Genomic DNA, 15,145 nt, shown 5'->3' on the forward strand with positions numbered 1-15,145 from the left:
CGGCCGTTATAGGCGGGGTGGCGCCTCGGCGTCCAGGGGTGTGAAGCCTTCGTGGGCCGCTTCGGGATCGAGTTGCCAGGGCCCGAGGCGTCCAGGCGCCCGGACCCCGCGCCCCAGCGCCGCGAGGAACTCCTCCCGCTCGAGCTCGCGGCCACCCAGGCCGCGCAGATGCTCCGTGGCGACCTGACAGTCGACGAGCTGGAACTGCCAGCGCTCGAGCTGCCGCACCAGCGCCACGAAGGCCAGCTTCGAGGCGCCGGGCTGGCGACTGAACATGCTCTCACCGAAGAACACCGCCCCGATCGCCAGCCCGTAGAGGCCGCCGACCAGCAGCTCGCCGTCCCACACCTCGACGCTGTGGGCCAGGCCGAGGCCGTGCAAGCGGGTGAAGGCCGCCCCGATCTCGGGCGTGATCCAGGTGCGATCCTGTCCGGGCCGCGGCTCGCTGGCGCAGGCGGCGATGACCGCCGCGAAGTCGGTGTCGAGGGTGATCCGCAGACAGGCCCGCAGCTGGCGCTTGCGCAGCGTCCGCGGCACGTGCAGACCGCCGGGCAGGGTCACGACCATGCGCGGCGCGGGGCAAAACCACATGCGCGGCTCGTCGGCGGCGTTCCACGGGAAGATGCCGCGCGCGTAGGCCAGCAACAGCCGCGCCGGCTCGAGGCCGCCGCCGATCGCCAGCAGCCCGTCCGGCTCGGCCCGCCGCGGATCGGGGAACACCGCGAGATCGTCGGGCAGCAGGTAGATCGGCATGAGGCGGGCCAGTCTCGCCTCAGGACGCGTCGAAGTCGATCTCGAGATCGACGTCCGCGAGCACCACCGCCTGGTCGCCCGAGCACGCGAGCTGCGGGTGCGTGCAGGTGACGAGCTTGTCGCCGGGGAGCAGGCCGCGCAGCGCGTAGTAGCCGTCGACGTCGCTGCGGGTGACATGAAAGCCGCCGACCGCGATCGCGGCGTCGGCCACCCCGAAGCCGTCCGGATCGGTGACCCGCCCGCGGATCACATGCGTCCCGGTGCGCGCGGCGACCGTGGCGAACAGCCAGTCCTGCGCGGTCGCCCGCGTGCTCGCGTCGTCGATGATCCAGGCGTCCGTGTGGCCCACCCCCGGCACCGCCAGCGTCGTCACCGGATCGCCGAAGGACGCGAGCAAGGCCACGCCCTTCTGGCTGTTGGCCATCCCGCCGTCGCCCGCCGCGCCCCACGAGAGCAGGGCCGCACGGCCGTTCACGCGGCCCATCCGGGTCGCCGACGCGGCCCCCTGGTCAGGCGTCAGCGGCGTCACCACGTCGGCGTGGCTGTGCATGAAGAAGCCGAGCCAGTGGTCGGCGATGAGGTCGTTGTACAGGCCGACGTAGCTGGTGGAGATCGACCCGCGCGAGAAGCCGGTGCTGATCACGGCGCCCGGATCGCCGCCGAACTCGGCGAGCGTGCGGCGCAGGTTCAGGTCCCAGTAGGCCACGGCCGCGTTGACGTCGCCCCAGCCGAAGTCGAGGTTGGCGTCGGCCTGGATGTACGGAAACACCACCACGATGTAGCTGCGACAGCCGGCGACGTGGTAGCCGAGGCGGGCGTCGTCGACCTTGCCGGTGAACGCGTTGGTCTTGTTGCACGGCGACTCGACGACCACCGGGTAGCTGCGACCGGGCTCCCAGTCCGGCGGCAGGTAGAGCCCGTGGTACACACCCTTGCCGGCGTACTCGGGCGCGACGACCTTGACGAAGGCGCCGGGCGTCGGCGGGCCGGCGCCGAGGGCCGGCAGCGGCGGGCAGCTCGGGTGGTCGCCCTGCTGCACCACCGTCACCTCCGCGAAGGCCTCGGCGCCGGCGTGCTTCGCCGTGATCTGCACGACGCCCGCGGCCGTGTTGTCGGCCTGGAAGCTGCCGCCGAAGCGCGTGAGCTCGCCGAGCGGCGGGTCGGCCAGGGTCCACTCGGCGAGCACCGGCACGGCGTTCATGTCGGCGTCGACCAGCTCGGCGACGAAGCGCTGTGGGAACGACCAGCCGCTCGCGACCGTGACGAGCGCGTCGGGCGGGCTGATGCGCAGCGTCATCGCCGGGGCGCCGGTGCTGCTGTCGCCGCTGCTCCCGCTGCTGGTGGCCGTCACGGCGCTCGTGCTGGCGTCGCTGCTCGTGCTGCTCGTACTGCTCGTGCTGGCGTCGCTGCTCGTGCTGCTCGTGGTCGTGCTCGCGTCGCTCGTCGCCACGCCGCTCGTCGGTGCCGCGCTGGTGCTCGCGTCACTGCTGCTGCTCACCGTGCCGGTGTCGCTGGTCGTCCCGGTGGCTCCGTTGGCCGCGGCTCCGCAGGCCGCGAGGAGCACAGGGGCGACGATCCAGCGCACGCTCGCCGACCTTAGCAGCCCCGTGCGCGCGACGGGGCGCGGCGCCTCGCCAGCACCGCAGCCAACGCCGTGTCAGCGGCGCGCGATCGCGGCGGCCGAGAGGCCGTAGGCGCGGGTGGCGTACTCCTCGAGCATGCGCTCGGTGTTGAAGTACGACGCCGCGAACGCGATGCAGTCGCGCATCATCTCGCCCCAGCGGGCCTGGTTGCTGAAGTACAGCGGCAGGATCTCCTCGTCGAGCGCGCGGTACAGGCGGTCGGCGTCCTGCTCGTCGGCCCCGTGGTCGCCGCTGTGGGCCGCGTCGATGACCCAGCCGGTGTGGCCCTGCACGTAGCCCTCGCACCACCAGCCGTCGCGCACGCTGAAGTTGGGCACGCCGTTGTGGGCCGCCTTCATGCCGCTGGTGCCCGAGGCCTCGAGCGGCGGCATCGGCGTGTTGAGCCAGAGGTCGACGCCGGCGACGATCTTGCCGGCCACGCGCATGTCGTAGCTCGGCACGAAGACCAGGCGCACGTACGGGAGCAGCGCCTCCTGCTGGCGAAACACCGCCTCGATCAGGCGCTTGCCGTCGTGGTCCTTGGGGTGGGCCTTGCCGGAGAACACGATCTGCAGCGAGCCCCAGCGCCCGCCGATCTCACGCAGGCGCCGGACGTCGCGCAGGAGCAGCATGATGCGCTTGTAGCCGGTGACGCGGCGGGCGAAGCCGATGGTGAAGCGGTCGGCCTCGAAGTGGTGCGGACCGAGGGTGTTGATCTCGTCGATGAGCGACTGCTTGGCGGCGCGGTGGGCCGCGACGATCTCGGCGGTCGGGATCTTCTGGGCCGCGCGCAGGGCGTGGCCGTGGCGGCGCCACGCGGGCACGTGGCGGTCGAGCACCGCCTGCATCGGCGGTGCGGTCCAGGTCGCCGAGTGCACGCCGTTGGTGACCGCGTGGATCTCGTGCCCGGGGAACATGCCGCGCGAGACCTCGGCGTGGCGCATCGACACGCCGTTGACGAAGCCGCTGAGCTCGAGCCCGAGGATGCTCATGTTGAGCTCGGTGGTGAGGAGGCGCGGGATCTCGGCCACGCGCGCGACCGCCTCGGCGCCGAACACCTCCTCGGCGAGCGCGCGCGGGAAGCGGTCGTGGCCGGCGGGGATCGGGGTGTGCGTGGTGAACACGCAGGCCGCCCGCACCTGGGCCAGACAGGCCGCGAGCGTCGGGTCCTTGGTGTGCTCCCAGATGTCCTTGAGCAGGTCGATCGCCAGCAGGGCCGAGTGGCCCTCGTTCATGTGATAGCGGGTCGGCTGGAGCCCGAGCGCGATGAGCATCTGGCGCCCGCCGATGCCGAGTACGGCCTCCTGCGTGAGCCGGTAGCGCTCCTCGAAGCCGTAGAGGTGATCCGAGATCCGACGATCGTCGGCCGAGTTTCCCTCGAGGTCCGTGTCGAGGAGGTACACCGGGATGTGGTGACCGTCGACGCCAGCGACGCGGTAGCGCCACACGCCGATCCGCAGGTCGCGGCCCTGGATGTGGATCACGACCTCGTTGTGCAGGCGCTCGAGGTGCAGCTCCGGCGCCCACACGACGTCCTTCTCGGTCTGATGGCCGTGGGCGTCGAGCACCTGGCGGAAGTAGCCCTTGCGGTACAGCAGGGTCACGCCGACCATCGGCAGGCCCATGTCGGCGGCGCTGCGCAGGGTGTCGCCCGCGAGCACGCCGAGGCCGCCGGAGTAGGTTGGGATCTCGCTCGCAAGAGCGATCTCCATCGAGAAGTACGCGATCAGGTCCTTCGGAGCCGCGGTCATGAGTGCGCGCGATGATGCGACGCGGCCGCGGCCGCGGTCAAGCTGAACGCGGTGCGATCACGGTTTTATCGGCCTCTGGCCGATCCGTCGCCGCCGCGACGCGAGCCCGACGGACAGCCCGACGAGGACCATGGCGAGTGACGGCGATCGCCCACGCGGACCGCTGCTACACGCGCAGCCGCCGTCGCTGCCACGCTCACCACCCGTGCTCACCGTGTCGCTCTCGGGCCCGCCGATCTCGTTCTGCACGTTGGTGGTCGGCACGCCGTCGGTCGGCGTGTCGCCGGTCTGCGTCGCGCCCGGATCGCCGCCGCTGCTCGAGCTCGAGGTCTCAGCGCCGCCGCTGCTGCCATCGCCGCTGCTGCCGCTCGTGTCGGTGTCGCCGATCGCGGGCTCCGGGTAGTACGCGCCGCAGGCCGGATCGCTGAAGTCACCGGCGCGCTGGGCCAGCGCCAGCGCGTAGGCCCCGGCGCCGAAGCCCAGCATCGGCGTGTTGAACTTGTACGCGCCCGTGAGCTCGTCGTAGGTCTCGGCGACCATGCCGTAGTTGGTCTGCGACTGGGCCCGCACCCACTCGGTGAGCGCGTCGGCGCGGTCGACCTGGCCGGCGAGGCGCAGGGCGATCGCGCCGCGCAGGTCGGTGATCACCCACTCGGCGCTGTCGTAGTCGCTGCCCCAGGGGCTCAGGTCCTCGGCCTTGGCGTGGTCCCAGCGGTCGTCGTTGCGCGACCAGCCGGGGCCGGCGTCGACGCGCAGGTGCTCATCGAGGCCCTGCAACGTCGCGCCGGCGATCGCACCGGCCGGGTCGAACAGGCCCATGGCAATCGCGTCGAGCACGGCCGCGTCCCAGTAGCCCTCGCCGAGCGCGAGCTCCTCGCTGTTGGCCGCGATCGCCCCGCTGCGGTCGCCGAGCTCGGCCGCGATCGCGGTGCGCAGCGCCTCGCCGGCGGCCTTGTAGATCGCGGCCCGCTCGTCGTCGCCGACCCGGGCTGCGATCGCCGCGGCGTCGCAGAGGCCGCGCGCCGCCGTGATGCTGGTGTACGCGAAGTGGCGCTGGCGGCCGTTCCAGTGGGTCTCCCAGATCGACGAGTCGGCGCGCATGAGGCCGGTCTCGGGGTCAATGAGGGCGACCAGCACGTTCGCCACGCGGTCGCGGATCTCCGGCCAGCGCGCGTCGGCCACGCTGGTGTCGCCGGTCAATTGTTCGTGGGCCCGCAGCGCCCACAGGAACAGGCCGAGACCGTCGAACTCGAGGTTGGGCCCGAAGCTGTTGAAGTCGGTCTCCTCGACGCCGAAGCCGTGGTAGCGCACCAGGCTGATCTGGTACGGCGGCATCGCGTAGGGCCCCAGCTCGTCCCAGCTCTGGAAGCGGCCGGCCTCGGCGTCGAGGTAGAACTCGAGCGCGAGGCGGGCGTGCTCACCCATGCCGAGAGCGGCCATCGCCGCGGTCGCGTAGGCGCCGTCGCGGATCCAGGCGTAGGTCCACTCGCCGGGCGGCAGGCTGGCGAGGATCGCCCCGGCGCCGCGGTGCTTGACCACGGCCGGCAACACGACCGGCTGATCGTCGAGACCCTTGAAGCGGGTGCGCCGGGGCTCGCCGTCCTTGCTCAGCCACTCGCGCAGGTAGTAGCTGTCCTCGCGGACCTGTCCCATGTGCAACATCGCGGCGCCCTGGCGCAGCAGCGCGGCCTCGTCGGCCTCGACCCCCGCGGGCAAAGTGACGCCGGCCTGCAGCGCCTTCCAGCCCGCGACTTCAGCGTCGAGCAGGGCCTTGGCGCCCTTGCCGGCGACGAAGGCGTCGAGCGCCAGCTGGGCTTTGGTATCGGGGATCGGATCCGGGTCGTGCAACACGGCGACGCCGGCCCACTGCGTCGCGCCGGGCGCGAGGTCGCCGAGGTTCCACTGGAAGCCGCTGACGCTGTCGTCGATCGCCACGACCGGCGCCTGGTTGTCGGGGAAGTCCTGCGGCAGCCCGCCGTCGACCAGCTTGAAAAGGTCGGCGCCGGGACCGACGCCGCGGTGGGCGATCGGGCCGAGCGCGCGGGTCACGACGACCCCGGCGAAGCCACGCTCGCGGAAGCGGCCGATGTTGCCGGCGCCGTCGTAGACGAGGGTCTCGCCGTTGGCGGCGATGTCCTTCGGCACGTCCCACGGGCGCAGCGCCCGGCCGTAGCCGAGGTGGAAGTTGTGCAGCGAGAACGCCGACACGCCCTTGAGCGCCTGGTCGCCGGTGTTCTCGAGCTTGAGCAGCAGCACGAAGCCGCCGGCGGCCAGCGCCTGCGGGGCGAACGCGTAGGTGGTGGCCCGCAGCGCGCCGATCGTCTGCACCATCGCCACGATGCCGGTGCCACCCTGCTCGCCCGCGTCCCACGCGAGGTAACCGCTGGCGTCCTCGTCGACCGCGGCCTTGGTGAGCCACTGCTGCTGACCCTCGGCGCGCACGCCGAAGTACATGTCGAACAGCAGGTCGCGGGTGTGGACGGTCGCGAATTGCTCGCCGTCCCACACCTCCTTGCCCTGGCCGTCGAGCACCGGCTCCTCCGCGGCGAACAGGTGCTCGCGAAATTGCGTGAGCCGTCGCTGCTTGAGGTCGAGGAGGATCGCGCCGTGGCCGTTGGCCGAGGGCAGCTCGAAGCGCGTACGCTGCGGCGCCGGGGCGGCCTGCAGGGGGCCAACAGAGGGGCCCAGGAGCCCGAGGAGGAGCACCAGCGCGAACGTGCCGGCGAGGCGAGGACGGGTCGGCCTGAGGTGGCACATGACGCGCCACGGTAGCACGGCGCCGGCTTTGCACGCCCACGCGAAGCGGCTATGGTCGCTAGCTGACATGCACCGAAGCTCGCGCCTCGCCCCGGTCCTCGCGCTCCTCGCTGGCTGCTCCACCGGCTGCTCCAGTGGCGCCACGCCTGCCGAGGAGACCGGCAGCGAGACCGGCCCGGGCGGCGATCCCTCGAGCTTCCCCGGCACCAGCGCGCCGACCACCACCGCCGGGCCGGACACCACCGCGGCCACCGACACCGGCGTCGCCACGGACAGCGGCGAAACCGGAGTCGACACCGGAGCCGATACCGGCGACAGCACCACCGGTGACGACCCGCTGCTGCGCTGCCCCACCGAGTTCCACTTCGATCCGCCGCCCGGCGGCACCGCCCCGAAGATCGCCGGCGAGTGGCAAGCCTTCAACCTGGCCACCGCGACCGTCATGCGCGGGCCCGACGACGACGGCATCTATCACGCCACCGCCCTGCTCCCGCCCGGCCTGCAGGCGTACAAGGTCGTGTACGACCTCGGCGGCGAGCCGCAGTGGGTGCTCGACCCGGGCCAGGGCCGGCGCAAGTACCTGGGTGGCCTCGAAAACTCCGCGGTCCTGGTGCCCGACTGCCGTGACCCCGCGCTGGTCGTCGAGAGCAAGTCGGTGCAGCGGCCCGCGCCGGGTCAGGGCAGCTACGCCGCGGTCGCGCGCTACGTCGACGGCCTCGCCGGCGCCGGCCCCGAGCCCGCGGCGTACACGGCTGTCCTTCGGGACAGCTCGGGCAAGGAGCGGGCGCTCAGCGCCGCCGAGCTGAAGATCGACGACACCACCGGCGACGTGACCATCGCCGTCGCCGGTCTCCCGGACGGCAAGCACCGCATCACCGTCACCGCGGCCGCCGGCGACGGTCGCAGCGCGGCGCCGCTGCGCCTGATCTTCTGGGTCGAGGCCGAGCCGTTCCAGTGGGACGACGCGCTCATCTACATGGTGATGACCGACCGCTTCGTCGACGGCGACCCCGGCAACAACCCGGGCGCCACGGCCATGGCTGACCCGCGCGGCGACTGGCAGGGCGGCGACCTGCAGGGCCTGCGCGCCGCGATCGCCGACGGCACCCTCGACAAGCTCGGCGTGCGCGCGATCTGGCTGACCCCGTTCCAGACCGGCCCCGACGAGGCCTTCCTCGCCAGCGACGGCAAGCACCTGGTCACCGGCTACCACGGCTACTGGCCGATCCGCGCCCGCGAGGTCGACGCCCGCATCGGCGGCGCCGAGGCGCTGCAGGCGATGGTCCGCGAGGCGCACAAGCACGGCATCCGCGTGCTGCAGGACTACGTCGTCAACCACGTGCACGAGCAGCACGAGTACTTCACCGAGCACCCGGAGTGGTTTCGCACCGGCTGCGTGTGCGGCACCAACAACTGCGACTGGACCGGCCACGCCCTCGACTGCCTGTTCTCGCCGTACCTCCCGGACATCAACCACACCGTGCCCGAGGCCAACGCGGCCTTCGTCGCCGACGCCGTCTACTGGCTCGACGAGTTCGACCTCGACGGCCTCCGCGTCGACGCCGTCAAGCACGTCGAGGAGGTCGCGACCCGCAACCTCGCCGCCGCGGTGCGCGAGACCTTCGAACCCGGCGGCAGCAAGTACTTCCTGATGGGCGAGACAGCGATGGGCTGGAGCGACTGCGCCGACCCCTGCAACGACGAGAACTACGGCACGATCGCCCGCTACATCGGCCCCTTCGGGCTCGACGGACAATTCGACTTCGTGCTCTACCACGGGGTCAGCTACCGCAGCTTCGCCTACCAGGAGAAGGGCATGCTGCACGCCGACTACTGGACGCAGCACGGCCTCGAGAAGTGGCCGGTCGGCGCCATCATGACGCCGTACATCGGCAGCCACGACACCGCCCGCTTCGTCAGCCTCGCCGACTACCGCGGTCAGGACGCGGGCCACGACCCCGGCATCCCGGGCAACCAGTGGGACAACATCGCCAAGGCCCCCGGCGACGTCGAGCCGCAGCTGCGCATGCGCGTGGCGATGGCGTGGCTGCTCGGCCTGCCCGGCGCCCCCCTGCTCTACTACGGCGACGAGTACGGCCAGTGGGGCGGCGCCGACCCGAACAACCGCGTGATGTGGCGCGACGCCAAGGCGCTCGGCCCCGACGAGGCGACCACGCTGGCGCTGGTGCGCAAGCTCGGCACGGCGCGCCAGCAGGTCGCCGCGCTGCGCCGCGGCGCCTACGTCCCGCTGTGGGCCGACGAGGACACCCTGGTGTTCGGCCGCAAGATCGCCGCTGGCGACGCCGCGGTCGTGGCGATCCACCGCGGCCCCGCGGCGAAGATGGTCGACGTGGAGGTCAGCGCCAGCCTCGGCCTGGCTGCGCAGAAGCAGCTCAAGGACCGCCTCGGCGGCCCCGCGGTGCAGGTCAGCGGGCTCGGCAAGGCCGCCTTCAGCGTGCCGGCCCACGGCGCCGTGATCCTCGCGCCCTGAGCTGCCCGCACGGCCCAGTGTTCCTGGCGCCCGTGCTCCTCGCGCCCTGACGCGCCCGCGCACGCAAGAAGGGGCAGGTCGTGCCGCGCACGCCTGCCCCTCTCACGGGCCCCGAAGGGCCCGTCAGACCCAGTGGATCACTGCGGCTGCATGACGCCGCAGTCGTCGACCTCGCTCGGGATGCAGCCCTCGCAGTCCCAGCGGAAGTTGTCGAGGATCGCCATGGTCGCCAGGATGCTGTCGCTCATGTCCGAGATGAAGAAGCCGATCGTGACGTCCGAGCCGGGCTGCACGCCGCCCTTGGCCGTGAACCACCCGGAGCACGCGTGCTGCTCGAACCCGGTCCCGGCGAGGGGCGCCTCGTTGACGGTGTAGCCGTCGGTCTTGAGGTACGGGTCGAGGGCCGTGATCGTCAGCGGCAGGCCCTTCATCATGTTGTTCGGGTCGGGGATGAAGGTGACGTTGCCCGAGTACGGGTCGACCGGCGGGTTCTGGTTCGGGTCGTCCGCCGCCGGGTCGACCTGGTAGGCGATCAGCAGGTCGTTGAAGCCGGTGTTGACGTAGGTCGGCCACTCCGCCGAGCAGAACACGAAGTCGAAGGTGTAGCCGAAGGTGCCGAGCGGCACCTTGGTGTTGAAGGTGAACCACAGCTTGTCGTTCGGGTCGCTGTTGCCCAGCGCCCACTGAGCCTTCAGGGTGTCCGAGCAGTCCTTGAAGGTGACCCCGTCGCAGTCCTGGAACGGCGTCCCGCCGGCCCCGTTGTTCGACCCGAAGTCGGTCTTGAACGGCGGCGGCAGGGCGTTGGCGTCGTCGTTGCCGTTGTTGCCGTTGTTGACCTGCGAGTTCGCGTTCTCCACCACGATGCCGTTGTTGTTCGGCGCCTTGATGTTGCCGGTGCTGATGATGAGGAAGTTGGCGCCCTCGCGCGGGCTGTAGAACAGCGTGTCGGGCGTGTTCGGGTCCATATCCTCGTCGAACTTGTAGGTCCCGAAGCCCTTGGCCACCTGCCACGCGGTGTTGACGACCGAGTTGAAGCTGAAGTTGCTGATCTGCACCGAGTTGGCGGGCTGGTCGTTGCAGATGCCCATCGCCTTGTGGGCGTTGGTCTTGTCCGCCTTGTCCGCCAGGTTGATGTTCGTGTCGCAGATCGCGTAGTCCGGCGGCGCCTGACAGGCCGGCGGCATGTACACGGTGCAGTCGTTCTTGCAGAAGTCGTTCTTGCCGCCGTCGACCTTGTTGCCGTCGTCGCAGTCCTCGCCCATCTCGACCTTGCCGTTGCCGCACTCCGGCGGCGTGATCGTGCAGTCCGCCTCGCAGCCGTCGCCGCCCATCTGGTTGCCGTCGTCGCACTGCTCGTCACCCTCCTGCATCCCGTTGCCGCACACCGCGGGCACGGTTTCCGTCAGGCAGTCGGCGCTGCACAAGTCGCCGTCGTCGGTGTTGCCGTCGTCACAGACCTCGCCCTGTTCGATGTTGCCGTTGCCACACACCGCCGGCGTGAGCGTGCAGTCCGCCTCGCAGCCGTCTCCGTCGACGAGGTTGCCGTCGTCGCACTCCTCGTCCCCGCCCACCACTTTGTCACCGCAGACGGGGTTCGCGGCCCCGGTGCTGGCGGTGTCGGTCGCGCTGTCGGTCCCGGCCGTGTCCGTCGCCGTCCCGGTCACCGTCGCGTCGGTGTTGTTGCTCGTCCCCGAGATGCTGCCCTCCGTCGGCACATCCGTGGTCGTCGGCGGGGTCGTGTTGGTGGGCGTCGTGTTCGTCGCGCTCTCACCCGTGGTGCCGTTCGAGGTGGCGCTTTCCGTCGCACCCTCCGTCGCCGCGGTGGTGTTGCCATTGTCGCCGCAGGCGGTGAGAGCCGCGGCGCCGAGCCCGAGACAGATAAACCGGGAGATGTTCTTGGAGATGGTCATGGTAATCCTGGCCTGCGAGCCTATTACGCCCCACAGGAGGTTCCAAGCGGCAAAATAGCGCCTGACCGCGAAAAAGCGGGGCCGGCCCGTGGCCCGCCCCGCTTCGCGCGTCTTCAACCCAGAGTGCGCGTTGCTGACGCCTCAGCGAACGCAGGTCACTGCGGCTGCATGACGCCGCAGTCGTCGACCTCGCTCGGGATGCAACCCTCGCAGTCCCAGCGGAAGTTGTCGAGGATCGCCATCGTGGCGAGCACGCTGTCGCTCATGTCGGCGATGAAGAAGCCGATCGTGATGTCCGAGCCGGGCTGCACGCCGCCCTTGGCCGTGAACCACTCGGTGCACGCGTTGCTCTCGAAGCCGGTGCCCGCCAGGGGCGCCTCGTTGTTGGTGAAGCCCGGCCCCTTGAAGTACGGGTCGAGCGCCGTGATCGTCAGCGGCAAGCCCTTCATGTTGTTGTTCGGGTCGGGGATGAAGGTGACGTTGCCCGAGTACGGGTCGACCGGCGGGTCGGCGTTCGGATCGTCCGCCGCCGGGTCGACCTGGTACGCGATCAGCAGGTCGTTGTAGCCCGTGTTCACCCAGGTCGGCCACTCCGCCGAGCAGAACACGAAGTTGAAGGTGTAGCCGAAGGTCCCGAGCGGCACCTTGGTCTTGAAGGTGAACCACAGCTTGTCGTTCGGGTCGCTGTTGCCCTTCTGCCACTGCGCCTGCAGCGTGTCCGAGCAGTCCTTGAACGTGACCCCGTCGCAGTCCTGGAACGGCGTCCCGCCGGCCCCATTGTTCGAACCCACCTCGTAGCGGAACGGCGGCGGCAGGGCGTTGCCGTCGTCGTTGCCGTTGTCGCCGTTGCCACCCTGCGAGTTCGGGTTCTCGACCACCACGCCCATGTTGTTCGGCGCCTTCACCACGCCCGAGCTGACGATCAGGAAGGCGTCACCCTCGCGCGGGCTGTAGTACAGCTTGTCCGGCGTGTTCGGGTCCATGTCGTCATCGAACTTGTAGGTGCCGAAGCCCTTGGCCACCTGCCACGCCGCGTTGTTGGTCGAGTTGAAGCTGTAGTTCGTGATCTGCACCGAGTTGTCCGGCTTGTCGTTGCAGATGCCGATCGCCTTGTGCGCGTTGGTCTTGTCCGCCTTGTCCCCGAGGTTGATGTTCGTGTCGCAGATCGCGTAGTCCGGCGGCGCCTGGCAGGCGGGCGGCATGTACACGCTGCAGTCGTTCTTGCAGAAGTCGTTGGGACCGCCGTTGACGTCGTTGCCGTCGTCGCAGGCCTCGCCCATCTCCACCTTGCCGTTGCCACACTCCGGCGGCGTGATCGTGCAGTCCGCCTCGCAGCCGTCGCCGGCCACGTCGTTGCCGTCATCACACTGCTCGTCACCCTCCTGCATCCCGTTGCCGCACACCGCCGGCACCGTGATCGTCAGACAGTCGGCGCTGCACGCGTCGCCGTCCATCGTGTTGCCGTCGTCGCAGGCCTCGCCGACCTGCTGCATGCCGTCGCCGCACACCGCCGTGACCACACAGCCGGGCTCACAGCCGTCGCCGGCCACGTCGTTGCCGTCGTCACACTCCTCGGCGCCGTTCTTGATCCCGTCGCCGCACTCCGGTGTCACCATCCCGGTGCTCGCCGTGTCCGTCGCGCTGTCGGTCCCCGCCGTGTCCGTCGCCGTCGCCGTCCCGGTTGCCTCGGTGTTGTTGCTCGTCCCCGAGCCCGTGCCCTCCGTCGGCGTGTCTGTCGTCGTCGGCGGCGTCGTGTTGGTCGGGTTCGTCGGGTTCGTCGGGTTATCCGTCGTGCTGTCCGAGCCGGCACTATCCGTGCCGCCCTCTGTGACGTTCGTCGTGCCGCCGTTGTCGCCGCAAGCAGCGAGCACCAGCGCGGTGAAACCAAGGGTCAAGGATCGGGTCATCGGTCGGCTGTTCCTCATGGGCAATCCTGGGGGCTTCAGCTACGCCACGGGGAGCCCGAGGTCATGGAAGCCAAGCCCATCTATTACCGCAGGGAGCGTGCAAAAAGAGCAATCTCGACAGAGATGAGACTCACGGAACGGCGCGTTGGGGCTCCGGAATTCCCACGCGTACGTGGCCCCGCAGCGCCGCCAGCCGCACGACCCCGATGCCCGATACCCGTTTCAGATCGTCGACGCTGCGGAAGGGCCGGGCCTCGACGATCCGACGTGCCAGCGTCGGCCCGATCCCTGGCAAGGCCTCGAGCTCCAGCGCCGCGGCGCTGTTGACGTCGATCGTCCCGCCGAGCGCCAGCAGATCGCTGCCCGGCATCCGCCCCGCCTGGCAATCCTGGAGCGAGATGGCGGCACCATCGTCGGCCCGCACACGCGGGCACAGGGCCCGCAGCCCGGCCAGCGAGGCGTCGCCGCAGACCAGTTGACCGTCGACCAGCGCCGCCGGACGACACACCATCGTCGCCGGTGGCCCAGCTGGCGTCGCATCGACCTGGCGCCAAAGACCCACGAGCACCCACGCCATGATCGCCGCCGCCGCGGCACGCCCTACCCCGTTCATGCCCCGGCGTCGACCTCGACGTCGAGCCCGAAACCCGCGTGGAGGGCCCGCAGCGCCAGCTCTCCGTAGCGTTCGTGGACCACCACCGAGACCTTGATCTCGGAGGTCGACACCATTTGGATGTTGATGTTCTCGCGCCCGAGGATCTCGAAGGCGCGGGCCGCGACGCCTGCGTGTGTGCGCATGCCGACCCCAACGATGGAGATCTTACAGATCTCCGGGTCGCTCAGGATCTCCATCGGTCCCGCGTTGGGCAGACCGAGGCGCCGCAGCTCGGCGACGGCCTGGCGCAGGTCGTTCTCCGGGACGGTGAAGGTGACGTCCGTGGCGCCGCCCCGGCTCGCGTTCTGGATGATCATGTCGACGATGATGTTGGCCCGCGCGAGCTGACCGAAGATCGCGGCGACCGTGCCCGGCACGTCGGGCACGTTGGTGAGGGTGACCTTGGCCTCGTTGCGATCGAGGGCCACACCAGTGACCACGGCCGACTCGAGGTTGCGCTGCTCCGACATGATCCACGTCCCTTCGTTGTGGTTCTGGCTCGATCGCACGTGCACGGGCACGCTGTACTTCATCGCAAACTCGACGCTGCGGATCTGCAACACCTTGGCCCCGAGGCTGGCGAGCTCGAGCATCTCCTCGTAGGTGATCCGCGGGATCTTGCGGGCGCGCGGCTCGACCCGCGGATCGGTCGTGTAGACGCCGTCGACGTCGGTCAGGATCTCGCACACGTCCGGCCTTGAGCGCCGCGGCCAGCGCGACCGCGGAGGTGTCCGAGCCGCCGCGGCCGAGCGTGGTGATGTTGCCGTCGGGCCCGACCCCCTGGAAGCCGGCGCACACGACCACCCGCCCGCTCGCCAGCTCGTGACGCAGGCGGGCGTGCTCGATGCCGGTGATGCGCGCGTTGGTGTGGGTGCCATCGGTGCGCATGCCGATCTGCGGGCCGACCAGCGAGATGGCCGCACCGCCCGCGTTCTGCAGCGCCATCGCCAGCAGCGCGGCGCTGACGTTCTCGCCGGTGCAGGTGAGCTGATCCAGCTCGCGCTCGTGGTCGCGATCACCGGCCCGCTCGCTGGCCAGGTACGGGCCGCGAGACGTGTGCGCCGCGGCCTCCTCCGGCCGCTCGAGCGCGGCGAGCTGGTTGGCCAGTCCGATCAATCGGTTGGTCTCGCCGGCCATCGCCGAGACGACGACGACGACCTCGTGCCCCGCCCGCTGGGTCGCCAGCACCCGCTGGGCGCAGCTTCGGATCCGCTCCAGGCTCCCCACCGAGGAGCCACCGTATTTTTGCACGATCAACATGACATTGCCCCGACCCCTGCGAGGCGATGCTGTACCGCA

Annotated in this window: 8 protein-coding genes and 1 pseudogene; 1 reads left to right on the forward strand and 8 read right to left on the reverse strand. The window is 70.5% G+C overall.

The annotated features are described in order from the left end of the window. Positions 1 to 6: 6 nt before the first annotated feature. The 4 genes from aat to IPJ59_RS03765 form a co-directional block, all read right to left on the reverse strand. Positions 7 to 753 (reverse strand): leucyl/phenylalanyl-tRNA--protein transferase, encoded by a 747-nt coding sequence (gene aat, locus IPJ59_RS03750; RefSeq protein WP_293252748.1) that lies wholly within the window; start codon positions 751 to 753, stop codon positions 7 to 9. Between the two features lie 19 nt (positions 754 to 772). Continuing rightward, complete coding sequence (locus IPJ59_RS03755) at positions 773 to 2,338, reverse strand: carboxypeptidase-like regulatory domain-containing protein (protein ID WP_293269779.1); 1,566 nt, start codon at positions 2,336 to 2,338, stop codon at positions 773 to 775. A gap of 72 nt (positions 2,339 to 2,410) precedes the next feature. Continuing rightward, complete coding sequence (gene glgP / locus IPJ59_RS03760) at positions 2,411 to 4,126, reverse strand: alpha-glucan family phosphorylase (protein WP_293269780.1); 1,716 nt, start codon at positions 4,124 to 4,126, stop codon at positions 2,411 to 2,413. A gap of 57 nt (positions 4,127 to 4,183) precedes the next feature. Continuing rightward, positions 4,184 to 6,883, reverse strand: a complete 2,700-nt coding sequence (locus IPJ59_RS03765; RefSeq protein ID WP_293269781.1) for a glycoside hydrolase family 15 protein — start codon at positions 6,881 to 6,883, stop codon at positions 4,184 to 4,186. A 67-nt stretch (positions 6,884 to 6,950) separates the two neighbouring features. Here IPJ59_RS03765 and IPJ59_RS03770 point away from each other — a divergent pair, with 67 nt between their 5' ends. After that, positions 6,951 to 9,374, forward strand: coding sequence for an alpha-amylase family glycosyl hydrolase (locus IPJ59_RS03770; RefSeq protein ID WP_293269782.1), 2,424 nt, complete (start codon positions 6,951 to 6,953; stop codon positions 9,372 to 9,374). A 137-nt stretch (positions 9,375 to 9,511) separates the two neighbouring features. Here the strand turns inward: IPJ59_RS03770 and IPJ59_RS03775 are convergent, their stop codons facing one another. The 4 genes and pseudogenes from IPJ59_RS03775 to IPJ59_RS37530 all read right to left on the reverse strand — a co-directional run bounded on the left by IPJ59_RS03775 (position 9,512) and on the right by IPJ59_RS37530 (position 15,106). Further along, the gene (locus tag IPJ59_RS03775) at positions 9,512 to 11,284 is read right to left on the reverse strand and encodes a DUF4215 domain-containing protein (protein WP_293269783.1); all 1,773 of its coding nucleotides are present in this window, start codon (positions 11,282 to 11,284) and stop codon (positions 9,512 to 9,514) included. Between the two features lie 155 nt (positions 11,285 to 11,439). Next, on the reverse strand, positions 11,440 to 13,179 hold the full coding sequence (locus IPJ59_RS03780) for a DUF4215 domain-containing protein (protein ID WP_293269784.1): 1,740 nt from the start codon (positions 13,177 to 13,179) through the stop codon (positions 11,440 to 11,442). Positions 13,180 to 13,321: 142 nt separating this feature from the next. Next, positions 13,322 to 13,768, reverse strand: coding sequence for a ComEA family DNA-binding protein (locus tag IPJ59_RS03785; protein ID WP_293269785.1), 447 nt, complete (start codon positions 13,766 to 13,768; stop codon positions 13,322 to 13,324). A 32-nt stretch (positions 13,769 to 13,800) separates the two neighbouring features. Beyond that, positions 13,801 to 15,106: pseudogene (locus IPJ59_RS37530) on the reverse strand (aspartate kinase). Between the last annotated feature and the right edge of the window lie 39 nt (positions 15,107 to 15,145).

It is taken from the genome of Nannocystis sp. (assembly GCF_016714285.1).
Taxonomy (GTDB): domain Bacteria; phylum Myxococcota_A; class Polyangia; order Nannocystales; family Nannocystaceae; genus Nannocystis.

Coding starts and splice junctions, on each gene's coding strand:
- aat (WP_293252748.1), bottom strand. CDS start 753: ATGCCGATCTACCTGCTGCCCGACGATCTCGCGGTGTTCCCCGATCCG.
- glgP (WP_293269780.1), bottom strand. CDS start 4,126: ATGACCGCGGCTCCGAAGGACCTGATCGCGTACTTCTCGATGGAGATC.
- IPJ59_RS03765 (WP_293269781.1), bottom strand. CDS start 6,883: ATGTGCCACCTCAGGCCGACCCGTCCTCGCCTCGCCGGCACGTTCGCG.
- IPJ59_RS03770 (WP_293269782.1), top strand. CDS start 6,951: ATGCACCGAAGCTCGCGCCTCGCCCCGGTCCTCGCGCTCCTCGCTGGC.
- IPJ59_RS03775 (WP_293269783.1), bottom strand. CDS start 11,284: ATGACCATCTCCAAGAACATCTCCCGGTTTATCTGTCTCGGGCTCGGC.
- IPJ59_RS03785 (WP_293269785.1), bottom strand. CDS start 13,768: ATGGCGTGGGTGCTCGTGGGTCTTTGGCGCCAGGTCGATGCGACGCCA.